The sequence below is a fragment of the Asaia platycodi JCM 25414 genome (assembly GCF_000614545.1).
Taxonomy (GTDB): Bacteria; Pseudomonadota; Alphaproteobacteria; order Acetobacterales; family Acetobacteraceae; genus Asaia; species Asaia platycodi.
This window is the reverse complement of sequence record NZ_BAKW01000019.1, coordinates 56,590-79,495: the sequence shown is the minus strand read 5'-3', so window position 1 is coordinate 79,495 and position 22,906 is coordinate 56,590. Positions and strand designations below refer to the sequence as shown.

Below are 22,906 nucleotides of genomic sequence, written 5' to 3'. Positions count from 1 at the left end.
TTGCCTGTGCCCCGGAGGGGGATAAGCTCGGTTTTTTCATGGCTCAGCATCGCGTCTCCGTCGTTGTCGTATCCATTTCCTGCACAGGCAGGGGCGGATCGGTGCGCACGCAGAGTTTCTGCTAGGCCCTGTGTCCAACCCCGCCGCAACGGCGGGGTTGTTTCTGGTCTCGCCGGGTGGCCCTTACGAGGTTCCCCCTTCGATGAAAGAGCTTTTCCCTACCGCGCTGCCGGCTGGCCTTTCTTCTACGGCGTTCATCTCCTTCCTGATTTTCGCCCTGACGAGCTCAGCGAGCCCTGGACCGAACAACCTGTTGATCATGAGCGTTGCTGCACGCTCGGGACTAAGGCGCACTCTGCTCTGCATTCTGGCGATCACCCTGGCTTTCGGATCGATGCTGTTACTGGGAGCATGGGAGGCGCTGCGATTTTACACCATGCCTCCGGTCCTGTTCGGATACTTGGCATTCTGGGGGGCTGCTCGATGCTTTATCTTGCCTGGACAAACGCGTGAACGCGCCCTGATGAAGTGCCTGCCGGACTCTTGCCGCACTGGGGCAAAGCGTTTGTGCTCTGCTGGTCTAATCCGAAAGCCTAGATGATGGCTCTGACCACCGGCACGACTTATCTGTCCCAAGGGCCACGTTGGTTTTTCGCACTCTCGGCGCTGATAGGCATCAAGCTGGCAATCGGTCTGCTGTCCCAGCTCGGCTGTACCGCGCTTGGACTGTATCTTTATCGGCTGGGCGACAAGCCGGAACATATTACCCTGATCAATCACATCATGGGTGGCCTGCTGGCAGCCTCGGCCATTGCCATTCTGGTCTGATCGGACGCCAGACACACAAAAGCCGCCTCGCACCATCGGGCAAGGCGGCTTTCACAGAAGAGGCTCAGAGCTTGTTGAGGCCGTCTTTCACACTGTCGATACCGTTATTGACGGCGCCTTTACGTCGCCCTTGGCCTTTTCGGCCTTGCCTTCGAGGTTCTGGGCAGCTCCCTCAGCCTGAAGCTTCTCGTTATCTGTCAGCTTGCCGGCTTCTTCTTTGATCGAGCCGACAACCTGCTTGACGGTGCCGCTGACCTTATCGGTGAATGAGCTCATAGTGCTGTTCCTTCTCACTAGGCCCTGCCTCCTGACGATTATCCCGCAGAAGTCTGCCTCAGGCAGGGGAGCCGCTTGAACGCATGATCTCGCGCAAAGTCGCATGGCGCGGATATTTTGTGCACTGTTTCAGTCTTTTTTCCGAAACTGCGATCCCATAGGGTGAGTTGCTACGAACCCTGCACCAAGAAAGCACATAAATGGCCCCCTTCCTCTTTTTTGCAGTCGTTATCTTCTGGGGCCTGACCTGGTTTGCCATCACTCTTCAGATTGGCGGCACAACCGCCGATGTCGCTATATTCTGGCGCTTTCTTTTCTCAGCGGGTCTGATCGGTGCCAGCCTCGCCATAACCGGAAAGCTACGACGCCCACCCGCTTCTGCCTGGGTATGGATCCTGGGCATGGGGGCCTGCCTGTTCTCATGCAATTATCTCGGCATCTATACGTCGGAGCTGTATCTGCCTAGCGGCACGGTATCGGTCGTTTTCAGCATGGCCACCCTGCTCAACACGCTCAATCTCTGGCTATTCTTCAGACAGAAACCCGATCTGCGCGTGCTGGCAGGCGGGTTGCTCGGCGTATGCGGTGTTGCCCTCTTGCTGGCAGGCGGGATAGGGCATGGCAACTGGCATCACACGCTGATCGGGCTCGGCTTTGCCCTGCTGGGTACATTTCTGTTCTCCTGCGGCAACATGTTCTCGCGCCAGATGGGACGTTACACCCTGAGCCTCACCAATACCGTATTCTGGGGCATGCTCAGCGGCGCGGCCATCATGGCGCTCTTCATCCCTCTGGCTGGTCATGGCTATGGCTTTCCCCTGACATGGCGCTGGATGACAGGGCTGGTCTACCTGATCCTGTTCGGCTCCATCGTGGGCTTTCTGTTCTATCTGGAGCTGGTGCGTCGCATCGGGGCGGACCGGGCAGCTTACGCCACCATTCTCTCGCCGGTCATTGCACTCGGCATGTCGGCTTTTTTCGAGCAAGTGCGCTGGTCTGTGCCAATGCTGGCCGGCTTGGTGCTGATCCTGCTTGGCAATGTACTGGCGTTTCTGCGCCGCAAGCCGTTTCCCCAACCTCTGGAAGTCGAGCAGGGCTGAAACCCATTTGACAGCCGGACGAGGCGGTTTTCTGATACCGGGCTGAAACGCCCTGTAAGGAGAACCATCGATGAAGCCCGCCTCTGGCCAGACCCCCGCCCTCGTTCTGCTGGAGAAAGAGGGCGTGGCCTATACCCTGTACACCCATGAGTATGACCCCGAAGCAAGCCGTAAGGGGTTGCAGGCGGCAGAGTCGCTCGGCATCTCGCCTGAACGCGTGTTCAAGACGCTGATGGTCTGGGTCGACAAGGACAAACCCGCCTGCGCCATCATACGCTCGGACCACAAACTGCATCTCAAGGCAGTTGCCGCTGCGCTTGGGGGCAAATCGGCCGCGATGATGGCCCCGCCAGATGCGGAACGTCTCACAGCCTACAAGACGGGGGGTATCAGCCCGTTCGGACAAAAAAAACGCGTACCTGTCCTTCTGGACCGACACGCGTTTGAGCAGGGAAGGATTTTCGTCAATGCAGGCCGAAGAGGCCTGCAATGCGAGATCGAGGCCGAGCCGACCGCCAGCCATTTCAGCTGGACGGTCGGGGCCATTGCAGAGTGATCAGAACCCGGTCGAAAGAGTGACCATCGCCGAGAAGGGCGGGTTGAGATAATAGGTCGGCTGTGTACCTGCCGCGATCATGGTGCCATTCACGCCCTTGGTAGGCTTCAGATTGGTGGTGAAGCCATAGACACCGCTGCGGAACTTGGCGCCGGTCAGGTTGGTCATGTTCAGCTGGATCTGCGGCGACTTCATGAAGCGACATTCTTGAAGCGGTAACCGATGCCGACCTGATTGGTGACATATTGCGGGATCGAACTGTCATTCATGAAGCTGGCATATTGTTTGCGACATACATGACCTGACCCGAAATCCAGAACCCACCGAGATCGTAATCGAGCCCGAGCTTCGCCTGCTTGGCAGGGGCACGAACGGCAATCTTGCCCGCTGTCGGCAGCAGATCCGTACCGACACGGATATTGTTGTCGATGGTCGAATGCAGATATTCGAACGTCGCATAGGGACGCAGATGATGCCAGGCACGCGTTGAAAGCTGGATATCGACGCCGCGCGTGGTCTGACCGCCTGCGTTGACCGTCTGGCTGTAGCTCGCACCCGCGTTCCCGTCATAATAATTGAGGGTCTGCTGGCGGTTCGTCAGGTTGTAGTTGAAGAACGAGATCGAGCCCACAATCAGCTCGCCATTATAGCGATAGCCCAGCTCTTCCTGAATTGTGTATTCGGGCTTGGACGCGCCGCCCTTCTGGGTCTGCACACCCGCCGTGCCGTAATAGTCCACCAGAGACGTATTAGATGGCGCCTTGAAGTTGGTGCTGCCCGACACATAGATCTGATGATGCTTGTTGAAATTCCATGAGATACCGATCTGCGGTAGCGGCTCTGGCGTATGCAGATTACGGTTATACTGCGTACCGGGCGTGTAGTTATACATCCGGCGCGTCACCATGGCTTCCTTGAAACCGACCAGGATGTTCAGGCGATCATTGAAATACTTCATTGTATCGCCAATGAAGATCGTATTGACCTGTGTAAGCGACAGGAAGTCGCGCGCACGGTAAGCCTGACCCGTGGTCGTCTGGATGGTATTGGTCGTACCCCAGATATTGTTCGCCTCACCCGTCGCCTGATTTACGGTGCCATAGGGCGAGTACTGGTAGAGATTGGCATATTCGTACCACCAGCCCAGCGTCAGGTCGTGATGATTGTCGGGCTTGTAATGCAGCGCGATCGTGTTGCCGGTACGGAACTGCTCCTGATTGGACGGTGCAAGTGCGAGCACACTCTTCGCCCCGCCCAGATCAAGCTTGACTGCCTGATTGCCCATATAGGACGAAGCATTGATGACCGAAGCACCCGTGCCGTTGCCGATGCCATGCCAGAAATAGAGCGAATCCTCGAGCGTCAGCTTGGGCGTGATGACAAGATGAGTCGGCAGAACCGCCACCACGTTCTCGAACGGGTTGACGTGCAGCTTGTAGTAATTCGCCCCAGCAGCATTCGGACCGGCGTAATCGGTCGCGTAATTGGTCGAATAACCAGTCGTGCGCCACTGGCTGAGATTCGGGGCCAGATAGAAATCATTGGTCTGGTCGTTATAGGCCACCGTCAGACCGGTATGGCTTCCGTTGCGGAAATCCTTCACCAGTTTGAAATCATAATGGTATTTTTCGGCCTGACCGGGGCCACGCCAGGTGTTGCCCTTGGTATGGCTGAAGGCGAACATCGCGCGCACGCCGCTATTGCCGATATCACCCGAATTCAGACGGATGAACTGGCGGAAGGTATCGAATGAGCCGAACGATACGTCCATGATACCACCGGCATGATGCGACGGGTTGCTCATGGTCATTGAGGTCATACCAGCCGAGGCGCTGGTGACCGGCGTGTCGATATTGACCGAACCGGGCTGTACCGAAACGTTATCGAGGTTTTCGGATTCCAGCACTTCGTTGGCGTAGAACTGACCGCCACCGATATCGTTGAGCGGTGCGCCATCGAGCAGCCAGCCCACTTCGGTGCCGTCAAAGCCACGGATGTTCGTCTGGCCTGTATAAAGACCAAAAGGATCGGCCTGTGTGACGTTTGCGGAAGGCAGCATGGCGATGACCTGCTGCAGGTTCACGCTGGGCGCCAGCTTGGCAATGAAGTCATGCGTGATGGTCTGCACGGCCTTGGGCGCCGTTTCGACACGCATCAGGCCGCCACCCGGCTGGCGGGTACGGCTGCTGCGGCCTGTCACGGCAATTTCTTCAGGCTGCGAGCGCGCCATGACAGGGGCAGGCGCCGGGCGCGGGGCCATCGTTGCGACAGGGGCTGCAGTGGCGGCGACCGGCGCGGTGGAGGGCTTTGCCGTCCGATGTGTGGACGCATAGTGCTTGTGGCGGGTCGGCGCGGCGGTCGATACCTGAACACTGCCAGCAAGGGCGGTACCTGCAAGCAGCATCTTAAGACAGCGATGCGTGAAACTGGACGACATAGAGTAGCGTTTCCCTCGGCACTGGACAAAACGGACGGCACTATTCGACTTCATCGCATTCGTTACGATATCAAACAGAAACCCAATTCCCGGCTACCAGTTACGTTAAGAAACAGCAACGAAACGTCGGCGACAAACGCGCCGAGGTGACCGAATCGTCACTCACTGTTACCAATCTGCATCATCTATTGCTTCCTCAGACAGATCATGCCTGCTAGAGCCCTGAAAGTTCACACTGGTCTTCGGATCAGGAATGCTCAGGCCCGTTGGGCCGACATGCTGCCGCCACAGGATCAGACGATGCTCTGCCGGATGATGCTTCGAGCACTGTCTGTGCACAGATTGGAGCCCCTCCCCCTGACGCTTTTTCCAACAAAACGCTCCCTGCCAAAAGGCCTCTGGAAGCCGGGACTGACGATCCTGATCATCATCGGGCTGCTTCTGCTCGTGCGCGCCTTTCCCGTTACCCGCGCTCTGCTCGCCACCATTGAGAGCTGGAAGAACCAGCCTCTTGCTCCGCTGATCTTTCTCGCCATCGGCATTCCCTACAGCCTGTTCGGTCTGCCCCGTCAGGCCCTCTGCCTCGTGGCCGGGTTGATGTTCGGAACGCTCTTGGGCTTCGGCCTCGCCTCGACCGCGACACTGGGCGGCACGGTGCTCGGATTCCTGTGGATACGCCGCCTGGCCACGCCCGCACAGCGCCAGCGCTGGCAGCAGCGTTTCCAGGGCAGACTACGTCCGATCGGTCATGTTCTGGAAAAGGCGCCGTTTCAGGCCGTGCTGACGCTTCGGCTCATGCCGGTCGGGTCGGCTCTGATGGTGACGGCGGCTGCCGGGCTCTATGGCGTGCCGCTTGGCGCCTTTGCCTGGGCAAGCTTCATCGGGGCTATTCCTCAGAATCTCGTCTTCGTCCTGATCGGCGCCGGGGCTCAGCTTGGGCAGGGTGTTCAGATCGGGCTCGGGATACTGCTTTTCGCCGGGTCATCCCTTCTCGCCTGGGTTCTACTCGTCAAGGCAAGACGCGAGGGCAGCGAACTGGCTGCTCTGGCCGAGCACGACGTGACCGAGGAATAAGCCTGACACAGGGGCAACAGACGGAGCCGTTACGTTAAAAGACGCTGCGATAACGAAAAAAGAGATTGAAAAACCACGGCTCTGCGATATCTGACACCTCATTGCCAGAGACTGGCCTGAAAACTGCCTTGTTCCTGATGCGCTTGAAGAGCGCGCCCCCCGACCGCTACGGCCTTCGCCTGATTTTTCGCAGCCCTTCATCCAGCAGGAGCGCCTCATGGCCTCTCCCGACGGGATCTCTTTTTCTGACAATTCAGCCACCGGGCGTCAGACCGACGCGGCGCCTGTCGCCATGCCCAGTTGGCTTCCTCTGCTTCTGGGGTTTCTGACGGCGGTTGGCCCGGTTTCGACAGATATCTATCTGCCCGCTTTCCCCGCGCTCGAAAAATCGCTGAACTCTCCGGCAGGCAGCGCAGGCATGACGCTCTCTGCCTGGATGGTCGGACTGGCCATCGGGCAGATCACCATGGGTCCGCTGGCCGATCGTTTCGGTCGGCGCATTCCGATGCTCATCGGCATGAGCATCTACACACTGGGCAGTGTCGGTTGCGCCATGGCGGCGACCATGACCGAAATGTGCCTGTTCAGGCTGATTGCCGCCGTCGCTGCCTCGGCCAGTATCGTCATCCCGAGCGCCTGTGTACGCGATCTTTCCTCGGGGAACGACGCCGCAAAGCTGATGTCAAAGCTGATTCTCATACAGGGAATCGTACCGATTCTTGCCCCCATGCTGGGCGGGATCGCGCTGGACTATATCAGCTGGCGGGCAATCTTCTGGGTTTCTGCGGTTTATGGCGCACTCTGCGTGCTTCTGCTCTTGCGGGCCTTTCCCGAGACCTTGCCACGCGAGAGCCGACGCGAATTGCGACCGCTCTCATTGCTGCATCGCTATCTCTTCATCGCCCGCGAGCGGAGTTTCATCACCAACGCGCTCGTCTGGGGCTTCTGCGGCTTTCTCTCTTTCACCTACCTGACAGCGGCACCAACGGTCTTCGAGCATATTTTCGGGTTTACACCGGCACATTACGGGATGTTGTTCGGACTATTTGCTGTGTGCATGATCGGCTCTTCACAGATAAACGGCGCATTAGTCGGGCGTGTCAGTTCGTCCGCCATGCTCGGCTGGGGCATCGCCTTTTCTGTTCTCGGTGCCATCGCCCTTCTGGTTGTCGTGATGGTGGCTGAACAATATCCGGGCCCGACGCAGCATATCCGGCCTGTCATGCTGATTCCGATCGTGGGCTGCATGATGATTACTCTGGGCATGACCGGCATTATCGGCCCCAATGCCATGGTCGGGGCGCTGAGTAACCAGTCGCAATATGCCGGAAGTGCCTCGGCCTTTGCCGGAACCATGCAATACGCGTTAGGTTCTCTTGCGAGCACGGCAATCGGCGTTCTTCCGGCGGATACCCCTATGCCCATGGCAGCGCTGATGCTGTTTGCGGCACTGATGATGGGAGTGTTCGCGGTGATGCGTCCGCATACCCGCCACCCTGTCGCTTCGGCTGAGTAATCAGCCTTTCCGGAGAGCCCTTTATGACCGATTCGCCTGTCCTGCTTGTAGAGGATGACGATTCAATCGCCCTTATCGTCGAGGCGATTCTTTCCTCTGCGGGGCAGACGATCAACCGGGCCATCTCGCAGAAGAGGCGCTCTCGCTTGCGGCAACCCGCGCGCCGTCTCTGATCATCTCGGATCTCAATCTGCCCGGCGCACTGAACGGCGATGCGCTGGCGCGCAAACTGCGCGAGACCCAGCCCGGTCTGCCGGTCATTCTGATCTCTGGCGATTTCGAAGACGCTCGTCACGCGACGATCTGGTGCCGGGCGCCGTGATCCTGCCCAAGCCGTTTCGTCGTGCCGCGCTCATTGAGGCTGTCGAAAAGGCTCGAGCGTCGTCGCGCTGACATTATACGACGGCCTGACATTTACATTTGAGGCCTGACGCGGCTAGATGCCGCGCCTTTTGACGATGTTACGCAGCAGGGAAGAGAAGCAGCAACATGACCCAGAACACGCCGCATGGCGATCAGCCCGAGCTCGATCTCAAGAAATATATTCGCGAGATCCCGGATTTTCCCAAACCCGGTATCCTGTTCTACGACATCTCGACCCTGATCCGTAACGCCGATGCCTGGCAGATCGCCACCGCTCGTCTGACGCGCGCCATCGCGCCCTGGCAGCCCGATCTGCTGGCCGGGATCGAAAGCCGCGGCTTTCTGACAGCCGCCCCGGTCGCCATGCGTCTTGGCTGCGGCTTCATCATGCTGCGCAAGCCGGGCAAGCTGCCGGGCAAGACCATCTCGCTGAAATACGGTCTCGAGTACGGTCAGGACGAGCTACACATCCAGGCCGATGCCATCAAGCCCGGCCAGCGCGTAGTCGTGCTTGACGATCTGCTTGCGACGGGGGGCACGCTCGCTGCTTCGATCAAGCTGCTGCAGAATGTCGGCGCCGAAGTTGTCGGCACCTCGGTGCTGGTCGAGCTTGACGGTCTTGGCGGACGCGACAAGCTGGACGTGCCGCTGCATTCACTTCTAACCTACCCGGCCTGAGGCCTGCACCACAGGGCGGTACTGCCATGCTGCACGGCAAAGGCTGAACCGCCCCGTTACCGGCAGGCCCCCTCATGCGGAGCCTTGCCATGACCGATCGCCTCTCTTCTCTCTGGCAGCAGCGTTATCGTTCGCCTCTTCCCGAAAATCTTGCCGGGGCTCTGACGGATAACAAGGTCAGCCAGAGCGCCGTTTTCGACTCTCTTCTGACCCATCGTTCCGTACGCGCCTATCTGCCCGATGCGCTGCCTGAAGGCACGATCGAAGCCGCCATCGCGGCGGCACAATCGGCCGCGACTTCCAGCAATCTGCAATGCTGGAGTGTAGTCGCTGTCGAGGATCCGGTCAGACGCGCCCGTCTGGCAACTCTCTGCGGCAATCAGGAGCATATCGCGACAGCCCCGGTTTTTCTGGTCTGGGTGGCCGATCTCTCCCGCCTTCAGCGGATCGCCAGGAGCGAGGCAGAAACGCATGAAGCGCTCGATTATACGGAAGCCTTCCTGATCGCTGCCATCGACACGGCGCTGGCAGCCCAGAATGCCGTCAGCGCACTCGAGGCGGCAGGGCTCGGCACCGTCTATATCGGCGGGCTGCGAAACCACCCTAAGGAAATTGCGGAAAAACTCGCTTTGCCCGAAGGCTGCGCCGGGCTGTTCGGCCTGTGCGTCGGCTATCCCGACCCAGCCGAGCCTGCAAGCATCAAGCCACGTCTGCCACAAAAAGCCGTCCTGCATCGTGAGCGTTACGATCTCGATGCAGAAGCTGAAATCATTGCGGCTTATAATGCGCTCGATGATGCATTCCAGAAAGAACAAGGTCTGCCCCCCCGACGCTGGTCTGCCGCCATGGCCAAGCGTATCGCCACACGAGCTGCCCTGCATGGACGCGACACGATGATGGCCTCTCTACGCGCGCTCGGTTTCCCCATGAAATGAAAGAGCGCGGCACCGACCCGGTCTGCCAGCCTCTCTAGACTGCCGTACCGGGTCGGGCGCCCGCCAGAACGATATCGACGAACTGGATGGCCTGTTGCGGTCTGTCTCCCGCAATCGTGCAGACTCCGTAGACCGCACGTAGCAAATCCATAGGATCGATATCGTCTCGCAGAATGCCCGCTGTGACGCAGGCCGATGTCAGGTTCTGCATAGCCGCGATGATCGGTGCGCCAGAGCGCTCATGCAGCGAGGCCGCCCCGCCGCTTACGGTTTCGAGCACCGGCGTCATGATCTTCTTGGTCGCGGCATAAGCCACGAAAAGCTGCATCCACTGGCGCAAGGCCTCGAGCGGTTCATGACGCCCGGCCAGAACCGGGGCAGACGCCACGAGCTGATCGCGCTCATCGGCATAGACAGCCTCAATCAGCGCGGAACGGTCGGCGAAATGGCGATAAAGCGTCCCGACACCGACTCCGGCACGGGCCGCGATGGCATCCATGCGAATATCGCTCTCTCCCGCCATGAAGGCGCTGCGGGCTGCGGCCAGAAGAGCCAGACGGCTGCGCTGCCCATCCGCACGCGGTCGACGCGCTTTGGGGGAGTCACTCATCGGTAAGAAACCTCTTGTTAAGCGGAATATGATTCCGTATACAGAAAACGGAGTATGCTTCCGTTTAGCTTGCGTCCTGTCGGCCGGCAAGATGTTCGCGCTTTCTGCCCAAGAGGCTGTTCATGTCCAATTTCTTCAATGCGCAAACGACCACCGATGACGTGCTCAGCGGTGTCTCGCTCGATGGCAAACGCTATCTCGTGACCGGCGCTTCGGCGGGTCTGGGCGTCGAAACCGTCCGGGCGCTGGTCGCTCATGGCGCACAGGTCGTCGGTACCGCGCGCGATCTTGCCAAGGCTCGAGACGCTACCTGCCTGATCGATCCCGCTTTGCTCAGGCTTGAAACCCTCGATCTCGCCGATCTTGCCAGCGTGCGTGAATGTGCCGATCGTCTTCTGGCAGAAAACCTTTCATTCGATGCGCTGATCGCAAATGCCGGGGTCATGGCGACGCCGCTCGGGCATACAAAGGATGGGTTCGAAACGCAGTTTGGCACCAATCATCTCGGACATTTCGTACTCGTGAACCGACTTATGCCGCTCGTAAAACCGGAGGGACGGGTCATCATGCTGTCCTCCGCCGGGCACCGCTATGGCGATGTCGATCTGGACGACCCGAATTTCGAACGCAGCGACTATACGCCTTTTGGCGCTTACGGCCGGTCGAAGACGGCCAATATCCTGTTTGCCGTGGCGCTCGATGCCCGACATAGGACCGTGGCATCCGCGCCATGGCTGTGCATCCCGGTGGGATCGCAACCGAGTTGACGCGTCACATGCCCGAAGGCGCGATCGAAGCATGATCGAGGGGATCAATCAGCAGGAAGCCGATGCCGGGCGACCGCCTTTCGCCTTTAAATCCATCCCGCAAGGCGCAGCAAGCGCTGTCTGGGCAGCAACAATTGCCGATCCGGAAGCCATTGGCGGGCGCTATGGCGAGAATTGCAGCGTGAGTGCCATCGTGCCCGATGACGCGCCGCTTGGTATCACCATCCCCGGTGTGCGCGCCTACGCCCTGGATCCCGCTCGCGCCGAGGCACTCTGGCACCTAAGTGAGTCGATGGTGGGTGAGATCTTCCCTGCCCGATGAAAGCGGGCGGGCGGGGGCATACTGGCTGCCCTCCGCACACCTGCCCTGTCTGTGCGATTTTACACCAGACCGTTCAGCATGCCAGTGCGATCATGACAGCTGATATACTCGAGTATCTGGGTATCGCTTTGGAGAACGGCGACCTCATGGAACAGACGCAGGGCGAGCTTGCCCTGCAATGCCTGCACGACCTGAAGGAAGTCGCCGAAGATCGCCTTATGGGTCGGGTGATGCTCGGCCCAACGTTCCATCGCGGCAAGATCGCGCCAGGCGCTCATGCCGAAACTGCGACATGGTTTGCCGCCATCAATTGTGCTGACGCTCATATAGCGATTGAAATAACACCCGATGCCGAGCCCCTCATCGCGCAGGAACTCCATACCCGCACGCAGGGTCGGTTCTATGCGCTCGCAATAGAGCGTCAGCTCTTCTCCCGTCACATCTGACCAGTCCTGACCCGACCGAATCAGCGCGACCCCTTCATGACTGATCACGCGTCGGCGCAGGGGCGTGTCTACCATCACAACTCTATCGCCGGAGGAAGCCAATGCCTCTGTCTGGCTGGCGGGCAAACGGTCACGCATACCACCCCAATAGCCATGTTCCTGTATCGGCTCGGCACTTCTCTCTCCAAGCATGACAGCAATCCCTTCCAATCGGTCGGACGCGCTGAACAGCGTTTCGAGATGAGTACTGCGAGGCAGATAGATCTCACGATAGAGGCCCAGGCCCCCACCCTCTCGCACCGGATCGGCCCACCATGCATCATGCTGGTGCCACCAGGCCTGATAGGAAGCGAGGTCGGGCCAATAGCCGATCAGCACGTCATTATGCCATTCAGCCCCATCGACAAAGCTGGCACGTTCGATGCCATGAGCCGCCTCCCCTTCACCGAGCCCGCGAGCCAGTGCGGCGAGCAGGGCTTCTGCCTTTGCTGCCAGCCTATTTTCGCGCCATTGCACCCCGATATAGCCCATGACGCACTGAGACGAAGTCGTGTTGCCGCGCGCCGTCCAAGCAGGAAAAGGCGGCTGAAAATCATTGGCAATACGCCGCTCGCGCGAACGCGGACAACGGAGATGGGGCGCAATGGCGCTTTCCATGATCAGACCTCGCCAGAGAGGGGAAGGGAATGCGGAAAGGAGAACGACGCGGTCTCGACCGGATCAGGATCAGCTGGCCTCACATACTCCACGCGCCGCGCTCTGGTCGGATTGAACAACAGCCGGGTAACATCGGGACGCGAGTAATGACCGACGGGATCGGCCGAAGCCTTGGCGACGGGTATGGCCGCCAGATCGATCTCCGCGTAGAGCAGCCCTTCCTCATCCGGTGCGAGAGGCGTGGCAAGCTCGCGCCCATCGGGGCCGAAAATGCGAGCGGCGGCGCCACCGGCACGCAAAAGCTCACGCTTGTTCGGCGTGTCGCATAGCGTGTCGAGCATGGCTTCGGAAACGATCGCACAAGGCGCCAGCACGAAACAGCCGCCTTCAACCGCGTAGACACGCGACGCTGCGGTATTGACCTCGGCACTCAGCGCATAGGCGAAGGGCTCGTAAAGCGAGAAGCTGGGCCAGGCGCCCACATGAACCTGCTCGTTCTGGGCGTACATGGCGTATTTCGTCAGGGGCTGGATATGCTCCCAGCAGCACAGCGCCCCCACACGGCCCAGACCCGGCAGGTCATGCACAGCCAGATCGCTGCCATCGCCCTCACCATAAACCGTGCGCTCTACGTGGGTCACGCGCAGCTTGCGTCTTGTTGCGACCGTTTCGCCATCGGGACCGAGAATCCATTGGGCGATATAGAGCGAGCCCTCGTAACGCTCCGACAGGCCCAGTACGGCGGTGATGCCTGCCTCTCTGACGGCCTTGCGCAGGCGGTCGGCCTCGGGGCTGTCATAAGCAAGCGAGTTGTCGAAATAACGGCTGGTGAAGCCCTTGCCGATCGACCAGGCCGGGCTGTCGAGCCAGATATGCCACGGATAGCCAGGAATGAACGTCTCGGGGAAAGCGATGAGAGCGGCCCCCGAAGACGCGGCCTCCCTGATCAGGGCGATCGTCTTGTCGATCGTGGCGTCGAGATCGAGAAAGACCGGGGCTGCCTGCACGACAGCGACCTTGTATCGAGGGTGCTTGAGGCTCATTTCTCTGCTCCGTCCGTTGATGTCTGATCGGGCGGAAAATGCCCGGAACAAAATCGATCTTAGGTCGGAACGAATTTCTGTCTTGTCTGAGAGGGAAGCAAAACATGCCTGCCGTTGTTAACGCTATCGGATGGTTTCAGAACGGCTGATCGCGCCTCTCCTCTCGCCTGCTGCGATAATCTCGCGGCGAGCATCGATAGGCCGCGGAAAAAACACGGCTGAAATGGGCCTGGCTGACAAAACCGCTCATCCGGGCGATTTCGCCGATCTGATAACGGTCCCGGCTCGGATCGGACAGGGCGCCACGCGCCCATTCCAGTCGGCGTTTCATGACATATTCCGCCACCCCCATCCCCTCATCCGCAAAGAGATCGTCGAGATACCGGGTGGAAATACGAAACTGCTCTGCAAGCGCCTTGCGCCCGAGATCGGGATCGCGCAGGCGCATCTCGATGGCATTGCGTATCTGCAGCCCCATGGCCATGCGATGCGATGTGGGCGCACCAGAGCGACTGCCCGAGGCGATCAGCATGGTCGCGACCAGTTCCGCCGCCTGCGCGGTGAGTTTGGACACCAGCATATCGGGCATCGCGCGCGTCGTAGCCATCAACCGGTCAGGAAGTGGCGTGTCAGCTCGGTCAGCGGGTTGGACGTATCGATCAGTGTCGCCGTGAGATGATCCGCATGGCCAAAGCGGGAATTCAGCGCCTCGGCAGGCAGCATGAAAATGATCTGTTCGAAATCGCGGTCGAAACGCAGCGTATAGGGGCGGCTCGTATGATAGAGCGAGAACGTGCCAGGCAGAACGATTGCCTCGCGCCCATCCTGAACGACCTGCCCCCTGCCACTGACCCCAAGGCTCAGCAGATAATGAGTCTCGTCGGAGGCACTGATCAGGCGACGCGTGCGTGAGACCGATTGCGCGCTGGACCGTACAGTCGAGACGCTACAGGAATCGAGCGCGAGACGTGTGACCGCCCCTCGAAACGCGCCCTGTTGCGGTTGGCATTCGAGCGGGACGAACGACCGACAGACGATATCGTGCCAGAACTCGACCCCGGCCCGGGGCGACAGACCTGCAATATCGTAACTCTGCAATGCCAGCGGCATGTCACTTTGCCTCCGTCTGTGTCGTCATCCGACCGCAGAACCCCGGTTAGCACGGCATAAAATGTTGCGGTATCGTTATTGTTCCGCTTTGGAACAATCCGGAGCCCTGAGGCAAGAAAACGTTCTCCTCCGGACAAGAACACTGCCCTGTCTGCATGCTGGGATTTCCGCTCGATTTCAAGCGGGGATGAGATGAGACAGGTCCTGAAAACCACAGCGTCAATCGCAAGCTCTTTGGGTGTGATCTGCCTGCGCATCGTCTGCCTGGGCGTGGTCTGTTCGGGCATGGCGCCCACGGCACAGGCGACCGAAGGCGGGCAGACCAACTGGGCCTCTGGCGTGCAGACCGTCTATCCGGCTTTGACACCGCCACCCGGCCAGACATTCTGGCAGGATTACTTTGTGGTCAATCCGAATGGGGCTTATTCCAGCACAAGCAGAAAATCTGCCGTACCGGGATTCAGGGCGACCGCCATCGCCAACGCCGCACGGCTTTTCCATAGCTGGAACGGGCAGTTTCTCGGCGCCACGATCTCTAGCAGCGCCATTCTCGCGATCAACAGCCTGACCTTGCGGGCTGGCGGACAAGGCGGTACAGCATTCGGCGCCAACTGGCTCTATGTCGCGCCGCTCTATCTCTCCTGGCACACGCCAACAGTGCATGTCTATCTGGGGGAAGGGGCGTTTCTGCCCATCGGTTCTTTCAGCAGGACCGATCTCGTCAATGAAACGACTCATGTCTTTGCCTTCAATCAGGAAGCCGCCCTGACCTGGATGCCGACGAAGCGTTTCGATGTCTCGGCCGAAGGCGAATTGCAGATCAATTCCAAAAACGGCGCCACCAACTATAAATCAGGCGATGTCATCAATATCGATTTCGGTGCCAATTACATGATCACCCTAGCCCTGCCACAACTGCGGCTGGGCCTGAACGGCTTCGTGACGTCACAATTCACCAATGACGTGCAAAACGGACAGCGCGTCGGGGATGGCAACCGCCTAGCCAAATACGGACTCGGCCCACAGCTCATCTGGTTTTTCAAGCCGCCCTATGCGGTTGCGCTAAAATGGCAGCATGAAATGGGCGTGCAGAACAGCACACGCGGCGATCGCTACTGGCTTCAGTTCCAGATACCGCTCTGACCCTCACGCCACCTTGCATGAAGCCATTGCCATCAGAGCGGCCCTCCTCCGAGGGCCGCATGACGGGACAGATCAGCCCATCGCCCTGACGAGGCTATCAGACGTGATTTCGCCAATCGAACGGGCGCCGGTCAGGGTCATGGCCACACGCAATTCCCGCTCCAACAGATCGAGCAGCTTCTCGACCCCACGCTGACCGCCTGCCGCCAGAGCATAGATGTAGCACGGCCAAGAAGGACGGCATCGGCGCCGAGTGCGACCATACGGGCAATATCGAGCCCCGAACGCACCCCTGAATCGGCCAGAATAGCCAGTTCGCCCTTTACAGCATCGGCGATAGGCGGCAGGGCGCGGCAACTCGACAATACGCCATCGAGCTGTCTGCCCCCATGATTGGACACCACAATCCCATCGGCGCCAAAACGCACCGCGTCGCGGGCATCCTCAGGGTCGAGAATACCCTTGATCAGCATCGATCCTTTCCAGAAGGTACGGATCCATTCCAGATCTTTCCAGCTAATGGACGAGTCGAAATTATTGGCGAGCCAGCCGATATAATCTTCGAGCCCCGTCGGGTGGCCACGATAGGTCGAGATATTACCAAGATCATGCGGCCTTCCGTTGAGACCGACATCCCAGGCCCATTCGGGATGGAGCACAGCCTGAGCGATACGCCGCGCCGCCGCATAGGGGCCGGACATACCCGAATGCACGTCGCGATAACGCGCGCCCGGCGTCGGCATATCGACCGTGAAGACGAGGGTCGTCACCCCGGCATCGCGTGCGCGCTCCAGCACATTGCGCATGAAACCACGATCTTTCAGCACATAAAGCTGAAACCAGATCGGTGCGGGGCTCTGGCTCTGCACCTCTTCGATCGGGCAGACCGAGACGGTCGAGAGCGTGAAGGGAATGCCCTTGCGAGCAGCAGCGCGCGCAGCCTGAACTTCGCCGCGTCGCGCATACATGCCGGTCAGCCCAACCGGCGCAAGGGCGGCGGGGAGGCTGAATTTCTGGCCGAAAAGCGTGGTAGAGGTATCGAGACCGGAGACATTGCGCAAAACGCGCTGCCTCAGCGCGACATCAGACAAATCAACCCGATTTCGCCGCATCGTATGTTCCGCGTAGGCCCCGCCATCAATGTAATGAAACAGGAAAGGCGGCAGCTTGCGGCGCGCAGCCTTGCGAAAATCCGTCGGGGCGGAAATCAGCATGGGATCGGGCTCCTGAGAATGAACGTCTTATTGTTAACGTTCAGCAGGACCGCATTACCCCGAGGCGTCCAGTCACATCACCGTGGTGCCCAGACGGGACTCTTTCAGGCCATGCGCCTGCCGAAAGCGCCCCATCGGCCCAAAAGCCAGGATGGGACGGCAAGGACCGTACCCCGCTTAGCGCAGGATACCGGTATGACCGACGCTGTAACGGCCCGGCTGCGGCCAGACGGTCAGACCGTGCGGTTCGGCGCCAACAGGAATCTTCTTCATCTCGCCGGTTTCGGTATTGATGGCATAGGCCACATCATCGAAACGGCCCGAAAGCCAGAGCAGCTTTCCATCGGCGCTGACATTGCCCATATCCGGCTGCCGCCGCCGGGGATCGGCCAGGTCTTGACGACCCTGTCCGTCGCGAAATCGATGACCGATACGCTGCCGGGGCTGTGGCGCGGGCCGTGGATCTTGTGCGACCCGCGATTGGCCACATACATGAACTTGCCGTCGCGGCTGGGATATTCGCCATGCGTACCGGGGCCGGTCGGAATAAAGCCGGTTTCCTTGAAGCTGTCGCCATCCACGACGAACACGCCATCGGCATGCATGTCGGCGATGTAGAATTTGTGCCCGTCAGGCGCCGTCAGAATGTCCTGCGGCATACCGCCCTTGGACAGTTTGAGATAGCCGATCAGACTGCGATTGACGGTATCGATCTTCGCCAGATAGCCACCGAATTCGCAGGTGAAGATGGCATAGCGCCCGTCGATCGAGAAATCGGCGTGGTTGATGCCCTTGCATTGCGGGGCCTCGACCGAACCGATCAGCGCCATAGTGTGCGGATCGCGAAAATCGAGACGCTCATGGGCCTCGGCCACCACGATGGCGTATTTGCCGTCGGGGGTGAAATACATGTTGTAGGGGTCATCCACCGTGACGGCCGTACCTGGCTTGCCTGTGCGCGGATCGATGGGCGTCAGGCTGCCGTCATTGCTGCCTTCGGCGTTGTTGGTGACCCAGAGCGTGCGCAGATCCCAGCTCGGCACGACATGCTGCGGGCTACGGCCGACCTTGAACGTATCCACCACCTTGAACGTTGCCGGATCGATGACCGAAACGCTGTTGCCGCGCAGATTGGCACATAGACACGCGCCAGATCGTCCTTGATGGCGGGCGAAATCCTGCCGGCGACCGTCTCGCTGTAGATGTTCTTCGGGTCGATCACGGCAGGCATGCCGGGAATGGTCTGCACGGCGCCGGGCGTCGTCAGGGCGACAGGCGCCGCGGTCGTGGCAGGGTCAGCCGGAGACTGGGCGTTTGTCTGGGCACTTGTCTGGGCAACAGGCTGGGCCGGTACGGCAGGAGCCGTCGCGTCAGCCGGTTTCGAAGAAGACGCCGGAACAGCATTAGGCGTGGCGTCCTGCGCCCATGTCGCCGGGGCAGCGCCAAGCGCCACGCCGAACAGCGATACGATGAACGCGTGATGTGAGAACTTCATAGATGCTCCTTGAAAACGAATCATCTCAGCGGGCCTTGCCAAGGGCACTGAGCGCTGCCTGAACCTGAATCTCTGTTCCGATCTGCCCCAGCGCCGCCGTAGCGGGACGTGGGTCTCCTCCATAAACACCCTGGGCGACTCCCGGCAGAGGCGCCTTTTTCAGAGCGTCCTGCCGCACCATCGTCGGGTCGATCGCCAGCATCAGCGCCGTGTCGCTCAGATCGGCATGTTTGCCTAGCGCCGCGCCAAGACCTTTCTGACGCAGGGTGTCGGCAAACTGGCCGCCGATACTGTCGTAATACGCCGCCAGATAGAGGGCTTCTCCCTGACCGTGCCACTTATTGTTCAGCTTTTCCACGGCTGCCTTGAGATAGGACAAATATCCACCGTGATCGGCAATGAAAACAACGCGGCGAAAACCCTGAACATGAAAGCTTTCCCCGGCGCCCTCGATCACCCCTTCGAATACCGCAGGCGGAATCGAAATCGTGCCGGGAAAGCGCATATGCGAGCTGCGCGGCGTAGTGCTACCCTCAGGCACATAGGCGATAACCGGTGCCACAAGCGTATGGCCCAGACGTTCGGCAATGCGCTCGGCCTGAGTCTGTGCCCGCACATTATGTTTGCCGACCGCGATATAGGGGCCGCTCTGCTCGGTGCCCCCCACGGGCACGATGATCGTGTCCGTGCCGCTCTGCAAACGCGCCTGGATCTCTGTCCACGTCAGTCGCTCGAAAGAAACGGTCTCGGCATAGGCAGCAGAAAGCGTCCCGCATGCTGGAGCGGCTGCTGCCAGAAGAACCGACAGGACGAAGCCCCGCGCAGCAGAACGGAAACAGGACGTAAAGGCCACGCGCGAGACTTTCCTCTGAAGAATTCGTCGCAGTTCTATCACAGGTACGGACAGGCGCCAGAGCCGGGCATGGATGTTGCAGAGTTTTGCCAGAGCTGTAAAACACCCAGCTCATTCCGACCAAGATATGGAGCACTTGCCCCATGGCGCTCGACCCCGTCGGCCTTAACGCCCTTCTGGCCCCCGAACCGATCGATAGCGTGGCGCATGTCATTCAGGTCGCACTGACGCCTGTTTTCATGCTCTCCGGCGTCGCGTCTCTGCTGACGCTGTTCAACACACGGCTCGCCCGTGTTTCCGACCATGTGGAAGAAGTCGCCCATCGTCTGAGCGAGACCAATGAAGACGCCAGGGAGACGGCTCGGCTCGAACGCCACCAGCGACGATTGCGACGGCGTATTTTCGCGCTAGACAGCGCCGTCATGCTTGGCGGCGTCGGCGGTGCGTCGACCTGCGGCGCCGCTCTCGCGCTCTTTCTGGGAAGTCTTCATAATAGTCAGACCGTCGCCTGGCTCATCTTCCTCTTCGGCGGCGCCCTGTTCTGCACGGTCGGCGCGCTCTCGGCATTCCTGGCCGACACGTTTCTGGCCTGGCACGGACTGAAGAGAGACGGCGCCCTGCCCAAGCCCGTCGCCATGGTCAAAGCAACAAGATAGCCTGCCACCTCGCGGGTCGGGTAATTTTGTTACCCGACCCGCCAATAAATAATGATGAAATAGTAAGCAAGATCGTTCCATGCATTTACTGCATTGCTGGAACGCGTTTTCAGCGATTGCCTTCGGTTGGGTTTGGGCGCTTTTTCCGCCGCCATACACCAAATACCTTAGGAAAACCTGATGTTCAGCGTCGAAATCGCCAATCTTATCGCCCATCCGATCAGCGCCCTGAGCGCCCTCACGATGGTTTCTTTCATTCCCGTTATTGGCGCTCTTCTGGTTGCCACCATTGCCGCCGACCGCACGGCTGATCCGATAGAAATCAGGATAATGATTACTTGAAGAAGAGATACGAAAAACACTCATTTCGCTTCCCGTCTTCAAGCTATTCATCTCGATAGTTCATTTGTGCGCAGGCGCGTAGAGCCCCAGATCCAGATGGTGGCCATTGGAATAGTTGAGACCGGTTACACGGCCATATTCCGTCAACAAAAATCCCTTCTCCAGCATGCGTGCCGTCAGGGCAGCCTCATCCTTGCGATCGACCAGCACGAGCGCACAGGAGGGATTGGCTGCGAGATAATCCGAAGCCGCAGGCACACCGAGCAACTTCGTGTTTGACCCTGCCAGAAAAGCGAGGCTCGGTTCGGAATATGAGACCGAGACCAGCGTGCTATCCTCGCAAGGGCGATAATCGTCATAAAGCGCCGCCGCCCGCGGGGCGAGCTGCAACAGGCCAAGATTGGGGATGACCGTCAGGAAGATGCCTGCATGGACCACGACCGCCGCGCCAATCACGACCCAGGCCGCCCTGAGACGCTGCGCCTGCCACAACAGCCAGAACGCATAAAGCACCAGAGGCAACGCGCCGAAGACCGCAATCAGCGCGCCGTAATCGAGCCGATGCTCGCTCTGCCCTAACAGAATGACCCCGGCCACAACGAAGACCAGCGCCAACGCCCCCCAGAGCAGCGCATAGAGCCCCATGAGACCGCGCGCCCACACTGCCTTGGGGCGGCGCAGCGGCCATTTTGTCAGTGTCGCTGCCGCCAGTATGGCAATGGCCGGATAGGTAGGCAGCACGTAATGCGGCAGCTTGGTCGCGATAGCCTCGAAAACGAGCCAGTGTGGCACGATCCAGCAGAGCAGGAAGCGCACCGCAGGCTCTCGATGACGGGCCAGATGGCCGGCAGACCGAGAACGAGAAAAAGCGACCCCGGCCAGAAGGCCAGCAGAAACACCACAAGATGAAAGCCGGGCGGCAGACCATGCGCCTGCTGGCCATGTCCGATCTTGCCCAGAAAATTGGTGCCTACCGAATGGGAGAAGAATGCCCCATGACTCACCACTCCGATGGCGATGCACCAGGGGAGCACAACAGCAAGGGTGACCAGCCAACCCCAGCGAGGCCGCAGACGGCCGAACCAGACTGCCTGACGCTCGATGATACGCAGGGCAAGAGGCGTCGCGAGCCCGGGGATGAGGACCACAGGCCCCTTGAGCATCAACCCGCAACCCAGAGCGCCCCAGTAGAGCAGAGCGATGCCGATCGACGTCTCACGATTGCGCTGCTGGTCGATATAGGCTCGCAGCAGCGCCGTCTCGACCAGAAGAATATCGAGCAGCAGCACCGTATCGATGGTCGCCATGCGCCCTTCAGCGGTAAGCAGGGTCGAGACTGCCAACAGGGCCGCTGCGACAAGTCCGGTCATCCCGCCAAACAGCGTCGCACCGAGATAGGCCGTAAGCGTGACGGCAGAAACAGCCGCGATCAGGCTGGGAATGCGATAGGGCCAGGCAACGTGGCGATCATGAGGGCCGCCAAAGATCTTCTGGGCCCCGGCTTCGAGCCAGTAAATCCCGGCAGGCTGAAGATAGCGCGGCTGGTCGAGAAAACGGACATCGACAAAATTACCGCTCTCGAGCATCTGCGCCGAGGCTTCCATATAGCGCGGCTCGTCACGGTCGAGAGGGACAAGGCTCATACGTCCCGGCAGAAAAATCAGCAGGGTGAGCAAGGCCACGCCGACATAGTGGCGCCAGGTCAGAGTCATGAGAGCCTCAGCGTTCGGTTACGCGGCCCGGCAGTCTCGTGCGATTGAGCAGCCACATGACACCCAGAAGATCACGGATGCCAACGAGCGCGCGATTGAAATTGGTATATTTCGACTGCCCGTGCAGACGCGCACGATGGCGTGTCTCGACACAGATCAGCTTTGCCCCATAACAGCCCAGAAGAGCCGGCAGAAAGCGGTGCACCCCTTCGAATTGCGGAATACGCAAGAAGGCGGCGCGCGCGAAAAGCTTCATGGGCGCGCCTGTATCGGGGCAGCCATCATTCAGAAGGCGACGACGCAGGCCGTTTGCCAGTCTGGTTGCGATGACACGCGACAGACGATCATTACGTTTGAGACGCACCCCGACAACGAGAGGCTCGCCATCCTTGCAGGCTTCGGCCCGCTTGAGCATGTCGATGATCACGGCCGGGTCGTCCTGACCGTCACCATCGAGAGTCGCGATCCAGTGTCCTTTTGCCGCTTCGATGCCGGTGCGGAGCGCCGCCGACTTGCCGCGGCGACGATCATGGCTCAGCAGTCGCAGGCTCGGCAGACAACGTGCACGCTCGGCAAGAAGCGCCTCGACCGTTGCGTCGGCGCTGCCATCATCGACAAAGATGACTTCGATTTCGGGGTTGTTCTCGAAAACATCAGCCAGTTCCTGGCAGACGGGACGGATGTTTTCCGCTTCGTTGAGAACGGCAATAACGACGGAGAGACGTACACTCATGGCAGGAACCGCCTATGGCTTGTCCGGGGGCAAAGCCACC

The 22,906-nt window shown here is 59.8% G+C and carries 25 protein-coding genes and 2 pseudogenes; 14 read left to right on the top strand and 13 right to left on the bottom strand.

Annotated elements, in window-relative coordinates:
- Positions 1 to 600: 600 nt before the first annotated feature.
- Positions 601 to 828 carry a hypothetical protein gene (locus JCM25414_RS13270; protein WP_148301090.1) on the top strand — a complete coding sequence of 76 codons (228 nt, stop codon included), beginning with the start codon at positions 601 to 603 and terminating at the stop codon, positions 826 to 828.
- An 87-nt stretch (positions 829 to 915) separates the two neighbouring features.
- On the opposite strand, the gene JCM25414_RS20360 is transcribed toward JCM25414_RS13270, so the two are convergent.
- Positions 916 to 1,104 carry a CsbD family protein gene (locus JCM25414_RS20360; protein WP_035443459.1) on the bottom strand — a complete coding sequence of 63 codons (189 nt, stop codon included), beginning with the start codon at positions 1,102 to 1,104 and terminating at the stop codon, positions 916 to 918.
- A 200-nt stretch (positions 1,105 to 1,304) separates the two neighbouring features.
- Between JCM25414_RS20360 and JCM25414_RS13260 the strand changes: the two genes are divergently transcribed.
- Together JCM25414_RS13260 and ybaK are read left to right on the top strand one after the other, a co-directional pair.
- The gene (locus JCM25414_RS13260) at positions 1,305 to 2,204 is read left to right on the top strand and encodes a DMT family transporter (protein ID WP_025841954.1); all 900 of its coding nucleotides are present in this window, start codon (positions 1,305 to 1,307) and stop codon (positions 2,202 to 2,204) included.
- 70 nt (positions 2,205 to 2,274) lie between these two features.
- Positions 2,275 to 2,760, top strand: coding sequence for a Cys-tRNA(Pro) deacylase (gene ybaK / locus JCM25414_RS20355; protein WP_025841953.1), 486 nt, complete (start codon positions 2,275 to 2,277; stop codon positions 2,758 to 2,760).
- Here ybaK and JCM25414_RS21920 read toward each other — a convergent pair whose 3' ends face one another.
- Together JCM25414_RS21920 and JCM25414_RS20350 are read right to left on the bottom strand one after the other, a co-directional pair.
- Positions 2,761 to 2,955, bottom strand: a complete 195-nt coding sequence (locus JCM25414_RS21920) for a hypothetical protein (protein WP_051535888.1) — start codon at positions 2,953 to 2,955, stop codon at positions 2,761 to 2,763.
- 70 nt (positions 2,956 to 3,025) lie between these two features.
- The gene (locus tag JCM25414_RS20350; RefSeq protein ID WP_051535887.1) at positions 3,026 to 5,197 is read right to left on the bottom strand and encodes a TonB-dependent receptor; all 2,172 of its coding nucleotides are present in this window, start codon (positions 5,195 to 5,197) and stop codon (positions 3,026 to 3,028) included.
- A gap of 276 nt (positions 5,198 to 5,473) precedes the next feature.
- Here JCM25414_RS20350 and JCM25414_RS20345 point away from each other — a divergent pair, with 276 nt between their 5' ends.
- From JCM25414_RS20345 to JCM25414_RS13225, 6 genes are all read left to right on the top strand, one after another.
- Complete coding sequence (locus JCM25414_RS20345; protein WP_025841952.1) at positions 5,474 to 6,271, top strand: TVP38/TMEM64 family protein; 798 nt, start codon at positions 5,474 to 5,476, stop codon at positions 6,269 to 6,271.
- A 217-nt stretch (positions 6,272 to 6,488) separates the two neighbouring features.
- Entirely contained in the window at positions 6,489 to 7,787 is a 1,299-nt protein-coding gene (locus JCM25414_RS13240; RefSeq protein WP_025841951.1) for a multidrug effflux MFS transporter, read from the top strand.
- Positions 7,788 to 7,810: 23 nt separating this feature from the next.
- Positions 7,811 to 7,960, top strand: coding sequence for a hypothetical protein (locus JCM25414_RS23430; protein WP_159101774.1), 150 nt, complete (start codon positions 7,811 to 7,813; stop codon positions 7,958 to 7,960).
- Positions 7,957 to 8,109 carry a response regulator transcription factor gene (locus JCM25414_RS26750; RefSeq protein ID WP_081775942.1) on the top strand — a complete coding sequence of 51 codons (153 nt, stop codon included), beginning with the start codon at positions 7,957 to 7,959 and terminating at the stop codon, positions 8,107 to 8,109. Before JCM25414_RS23430 ends, JCM25414_RS26750 begins: the two co-directional genes overlap by 4 nt.
- A 167-nt stretch (positions 8,110 to 8,276) precedes the next feature.
- Complete coding sequence (locus JCM25414_RS13230) at positions 8,277 to 8,828, top strand: adenine phosphoribosyltransferase (protein ID WP_025841950.1); 552 nt, start codon at positions 8,277 to 8,279, stop codon at positions 8,826 to 8,828.
- A gap of 89 nt (positions 8,829 to 8,917) precedes the next feature.
- Entirely contained in the window at positions 8,918 to 9,763 is an 846-nt protein-coding gene (locus JCM25414_RS13225; protein WP_025841949.1) for an NADPH-dependent oxidoreductase, read from the top strand.
- A gap of 34 nt (positions 9,764 to 9,797) precedes the next feature.
- Here the strand turns inward: JCM25414_RS13225 and JCM25414_RS13220 are convergent, their stop codons facing one another.
- Positions 9,798 to 10,373 carry a TetR/AcrR family transcriptional regulator gene (locus JCM25414_RS13220; protein ID WP_025841948.1) on the bottom strand — a complete coding sequence of 192 codons (576 nt, stop codon included), beginning with the start codon at positions 10,371 to 10,373 and terminating at the stop codon, positions 9,798 to 9,800.
- A gap of 122 nt (positions 10,374 to 10,495) precedes the next feature.
- Here JCM25414_RS13220 and JCM25414_RS20340 point away from each other — a divergent pair, with 122 nt between their 5' ends.
- The gene (locus JCM25414_RS20340; protein ID WP_242403581.1) at positions 10,496 to 11,140 is read left to right on the top strand and encodes an SDR family NAD(P)-dependent oxidoreductase; all 645 of its coding nucleotides are present in this window, start codon (positions 10,496 to 10,498) and stop codon (positions 11,138 to 11,140) included.
- Between the two features lie 31 nt (positions 11,141 to 11,171).
- Positions 11,172 to 11,462, top strand: a complete 291-nt coding sequence (locus JCM25414_RS25315; protein ID WP_242403580.1) for an SDR family NAD(P)-dependent oxidoreductase — start codon at positions 11,172 to 11,174, stop codon at positions 11,460 to 11,462.
- A gap of 59 nt (positions 11,463 to 11,521) precedes the next feature.
- Here JCM25414_RS25315 and JCM25414_RS13210 read toward each other — a convergent pair whose 3' ends face one another.
- From JCM25414_RS13210 to JCM25414_RS13195, 4 genes are all read right to left on the bottom strand, one after another.
- Positions 11,522 to 12,565 carry a phenylacetaldoxime dehydratase family protein gene (locus JCM25414_RS13210; RefSeq protein WP_025841947.1) on the bottom strand — a complete coding sequence of 348 codons (1,044 nt, stop codon included), beginning with the start codon at positions 12,563 to 12,565 and terminating at the stop codon, positions 11,522 to 11,524.
- Positions 12,566 to 12,567: 2 nt separating this feature from the next.
- Positions 12,568 to 13,608 carry a carbon-nitrogen hydrolase family protein gene (locus JCM25414_RS13205; protein WP_025841946.1) on the bottom strand — a complete coding sequence of 347 codons (1,041 nt, stop codon included), beginning with the start codon at positions 13,606 to 13,608 and terminating at the stop codon, positions 12,568 to 12,570.
- A gap of 136 nt (positions 13,609 to 13,744) precedes the next feature.
- The gene (locus JCM25414_RS13200; protein WP_025841945.1) at positions 13,745 to 14,215 is read right to left on the bottom strand and encodes a helix-turn-helix transcriptional regulator; all 471 of its coding nucleotides are present in this window, start codon (positions 14,213 to 14,215) and stop codon (positions 13,745 to 13,747) included.
- Positions 14,215 to 14,718, bottom strand: coding sequence for a cupin domain-containing protein (locus JCM25414_RS13195; protein ID WP_025841944.1), 504 nt, complete (start codon positions 14,716 to 14,718; stop codon positions 14,215 to 14,217). The genes JCM25414_RS13200 and JCM25414_RS13195 overlap by 1 nt, the downstream gene beginning before the upstream one ends.
- A 192-nt stretch (positions 14,719 to 14,910) precedes the next feature.
- On the opposite strand from JCM25414_RS13195, the gene JCM25414_RS13190 reads away from it, so the two are divergent.
- Positions 14,911 to 15,861, top strand: a complete 951-nt coding sequence (locus JCM25414_RS13190; RefSeq protein WP_025841943.1) for a SphA family protein — start codon at positions 14,911 to 14,913, stop codon at positions 15,859 to 15,861.
- Positions 15,862 to 15,998: 137 nt separating this feature from the next.
- Here JCM25414_RS13190 and lldD read toward each other — a convergent pair whose 3' ends face one another.
- The 3 genes and pseudogenes from lldD to JCM25414_RS20325 all read right to left on the bottom strand — a co-directional run bounded on the left by lldD (position 15,999) and on the right by JCM25414_RS20325 (position 19,423).
- Positions 15,999 to 17,075 carry an FMN-dependent L-lactate dehydrogenase LldD gene (lldD, locus tag JCM25414_RS20335; protein WP_277911331.1) on the bottom strand — a complete coding sequence of 359 codons (1,077 nt, stop codon included), beginning with the start codon at positions 17,073 to 17,075 and terminating at the stop codon, positions 15,999 to 16,001.
- 177 nt (positions 17,076 to 17,252) lie between these two features.
- Positions 17,253 to 18,570: pseudogene (locus JCM25414_RS20330) on the bottom strand (YncE family protein).
- 25 nt (positions 18,571 to 18,595) lie between these two features.
- Entirely contained in the window at positions 18,596 to 19,423 is an 828-nt protein-coding gene (locus JCM25414_RS20325; protein WP_051535886.1) for a creatininase family protein, read from the bottom strand.
- Positions 19,424 to 19,566: 143 nt separating this feature from the next.
- Between JCM25414_RS20325 and JCM25414_RS13170 the strand changes: the two genes are divergently transcribed.
- Entirely contained in the window at positions 19,567 to 20,079 is a 513-nt protein-coding gene (locus tag JCM25414_RS13170) for a DUF2721 domain-containing protein (protein WP_025841942.1), read from the top strand.
- Between the two features lie 180 nt (positions 20,080 to 20,259).
- A complete protein-coding gene (locus tag JCM25414_RS23825) occupies positions 20,260 to 20,421 on the top strand; it encodes a hypothetical protein (RefSeq protein WP_199897641.1) in 162 nt (53 codons plus the stop codon).
- Positions 20,422 to 20,481: 60 nt separating this feature from the next.
- Here the strand turns inward: JCM25414_RS23825 and JCM25414_RS20320 are convergent.
- Both JCM25414_RS20320 and JCM25414_RS13155 read right to left on the bottom strand, forming a co-directional pair.
- A pseudogene (locus JCM25414_RS20320) lies at positions 20,482 to 22,133 on the bottom strand (ArnT family glycosyltransferase).
- A 7-nt stretch (positions 22,134 to 22,140) separates the two neighbouring features.
- On the bottom strand, positions 22,141 to 22,866 hold the full coding sequence (locus JCM25414_RS13155) for a glycosyltransferase family 2 protein (protein ID WP_025841941.1): 726 nt from the start codon (positions 22,864 to 22,866) through the stop codon (positions 22,141 to 22,143).
- Positions 22,867 to 22,906: the final 40 nt, after the last annotated feature.